4 protein-coding genes and 1 pseudogene are annotated in these 3,063 nt (G+C 39.5%); all 5 read right to left on the minus strand.

All coding sequences use genetic code 11. The annotated features are described in order from the left end of the window. Positions 1 to 276, minus strand: a 276-nt coding sequence (locus AC06OU_RS15600; RefSeq protein ID WP_475856994.1) for a glucuronate isomerase, incomplete at its 3' end; no start/stop codon positions are given. A 12-nt stretch (positions 277 to 288) separates the two neighbouring features. Continuing rightward, positions 289 to 1,047 (minus strand): SDR family NAD(P)-dependent oxidoreductase, encoded by a 759-nt coding sequence (locus tag AC06OU_RS15605; RefSeq protein WP_475856997.1) that lies wholly within the window; start codon positions 1,045 to 1,047, stop codon positions 289 to 291. A gap of 27 nt (positions 1,048 to 1,074) precedes the next feature. Then, on the minus strand, positions 1,075 to 2,355 hold the full coding sequence (locus AC06OU_RS15610; protein ID WP_475856999.1) for a TRAP transporter large permease: 1,281 nt from the start codon (positions 2,353 to 2,355) through the stop codon (positions 1,075 to 1,077). 12 nt (positions 2,356 to 2,367) lie between these two features. Then, positions 2,368 to 2,862, minus strand: a complete 495-nt coding sequence (locus AC06OU_RS15615; protein WP_475857000.1) for a TRAP transporter small permease — start codon at positions 2,860 to 2,862, stop codon at positions 2,368 to 2,370. Between the two features lie 8 nt (positions 2,863 to 2,870). Further along, positions 2,871 to 3,063: pseudogene (locus AC06OU_RS15620) on the minus strand (C4-dicarboxylate ABC transporter); the annotation flags it as partial.

The raw sequence follows: 3,063 nt of genomic DNA on the forward strand, positions 1-3,063 counted from the left end.
GACAGTAGCTGCCCACTTATCAAACTTTTCCTTGTCGGTAGCATCTCCTGTTATAAATCGCTCCTCTACCCCATTTGCTCGGAGCGCTCGCCACTTATAATGGTCACCCTCAAGCCAAATCTCATGTAAATTTGCAAAAGCTTTATCCTCTGCTATTTCCTTGGCAGAAAGATGACAATGATAATCGATGATTGGCATATCCTTTGCATACTCGTGATATAGCTTCTGAGCAGTCTCTGTTTTCAGTAAAAACTGCTCATCCATAAATGCTTTCATACATATCCTCCCTTAGTCCATTAGCATTCCACCGTTAGCCTCCACTATTTCTCCTACTAGATAGCTAGAATAATCGGATGCCAGAAAAAGCGCTACCCCTGCAATATCGTCTGGTGTTCCCGTTCTTCCCAATGGAATTTGAGCCGTCATCTTATCCAGTAGCTCCTGAGAAGAATATCTTTCATGGAATGGCGTTTCAATAACTCCAGGGGCAATGCCATTGACACGAATATTGTATTCTAGCAGTTCCTTGGCAAGCCCCCTAGTCAATGTGCTCACTGCGCCTTTCGCCGATGCATAGGCCACCGCACCACCGCCTCCTCCATTTCTCGCTGCAATAGAGGTTATATTAATGATATTTCCATTTGCAGATTCCTTTAGAAGCGGAAGGGCTGCCTTTGTCACATGAAAGACAGAGGATACATTAATATCAAAGATGTTATTCCATGTGTCATGATCGAGATCCTCTATTTTAGAACGCTTTACCATCGTTCCTGCATTGTTGACTAAAACGTCTAGACGTCCAAACCGAGCTTTTATTTGCTCCACCATTTCCTGTATGTGAAGAGGCTTTGTCACATCACCTGTCACTAGTAAATTCTCTGCTCCCAATGCCGCCACGGCGTTCAATGTTTCCTTTGCTGCGTCTACATTCGAATTGCCATGAACCACTAGCTTTGCCCCAGCTTCCGCAAACGCTTTAGCAATAGAGCTGCCAATTCCTGTGCTGCTACCTGTCACCCAAACAACCTTGTCTGTAAATGAAAACATGAGATACCCTCCAAACATATTATTCTCTTACATAAATAGATCTGGTAAGAACATGACAATAGAAGGAACAAAGGTTAATAAAAGAACCAAAGCGAATACACCTAATATAAAAGGAATCGACTCTTTTATATAATCCTCTAATGGCACCTTCATAATCGAGGTTGTCGTATACATCGTGACACCAACTGGTGGAGTCATTCCTCCAAACGTAACGATTGTCATCATCAAGATCCCAAAATGTACCGGGTCCACTCCTACTTGTTGAACAATTGGTAGGAAAATAGGCGTCAATAACAGAACCAATACGGTAGACTCGATGAACATTCCCGCAATAACAAGGAAGAGTAATATTAAAATGATCATCAGATGTTCATTAGTCGTGATTCCTATTAAAAAGTCAGCCGCATTTTGTGGTAAGCGATCATATGTAATTAGGAATCCTAGAATAGAAGAAACGGAAATGATTAATAATATAGATGCATTATCTGTCACTGATTGAGAAAGTGCTTCTTTAAAGTTTTTCCAGTTTAACTCTTTGTAAATGAAGAAACCAATTATTAGGGCATAAACTACTGCGAATGCTCCCGCTTCAGAGGCTGTGAATATTCCAAAGCGAATACCCACTACTAATATGACTGGGAACATAAGCGCCCAAATACTTTCTTTTAAGGTGATCATAATCTCTTTAAAAGTTGCTCTTTTTTGTACAACATTACTATCATAGTTACGCTTTTTAGCTATAACATAGGAGATGACCATCAAAAAGACCATCATTAAAAGACCAGGGATAATACCAGCCAAGAAAAGTTTCCCAATGGAAACCTGCCCGACATATCCGTAAAGGATAAGTCCGATACTAGGCGGTATAGTAGCGGTGATTAAGGAACTAATCGCTATAACAGAAGCAGAATACCCCCCTGAATATCCACGGGCAATCATTTTATGACCTAGAATACGGCTTTGCATAGCTGCATCAGCATTGGCTGAACCTGATACACCGCCCATAACAGTACTCAAAACAATAGATACATGTGCAAGGCTTCCTTTCAAATGTCCCGTTAAGGCATTTGAAAAACGAATTAGACGATCTGTAATACCTGATGCATTCATCAAATTCCCTGCAAGTATAAAGAAAGGAACAGCTAGAAGCGGAAAAGACTGCGTTCCAGCCACCATCCGTTGGATGGTAATTTCAATAGGTAAATCTGAGCCTACTAAAAAATACATAAGGCTGGCAATCCCTATAGCAAAAGCAACTGGCATATTAAGAAAAAGTAAAATAAAGAATACGACCGCAACTACTAACAAATGATTCCCTCCCTATGATTTCAACTCGTTATTTGATGATGATTTAAAGCCGATAACTTCTTCCTTAATCTGACTCAGAATAGTTAAAATCATCAAAACGCTTCCTACTGGTACTGCTAAAGTTATAAAAGAATAACTTAATGGAAGGTTGCTAATTTGACGAGCTGAATTCTCCATACTCAATTGGAAACCATACTTTGTTAAAAAAAACAAAAATGCCAAAACAAGAACTTTTGTAAAGAGTTCTATGATATTTTTAACTTTTTGAGGCATGGCCTTTACAAATACATCCACAGTAATGTGTTTTCGTTCTCTTAAAGTGCGATTTGCTCCCAAGAATATTGCCCACACAAAAAGCAATTGAGCAAATTCAACTGACCATGAGAGGGGCCAGCCAGCCCATCTCATAATTGCAGCTAAAAAAACGAAGAACACAATTCCAATCATTAAAAAGTTTGTCAGAAAGTTTTCGAACTTCACATATACTCCTGCAACTCTATTGATCATTGCAATCACTACTTCCCTAGAATATTGTTCACTTCATCCTTCAAATCTACATAGCCATCTATCTTTTCGTAAACGACCTCTGTTGCTTTTTTAAATGCGTCGATATCTACTTCGTTAATCTCGACGCCAGCCTCTTTCATTTTTTCTTCAAAGTCAGCTAACAATCCAATTGTATTTTCAGAAGCTTCCTCCCCAGCTTTT

It is taken from the genome of Psychrobacillus sp. (genome assembly GCF_056205495.1).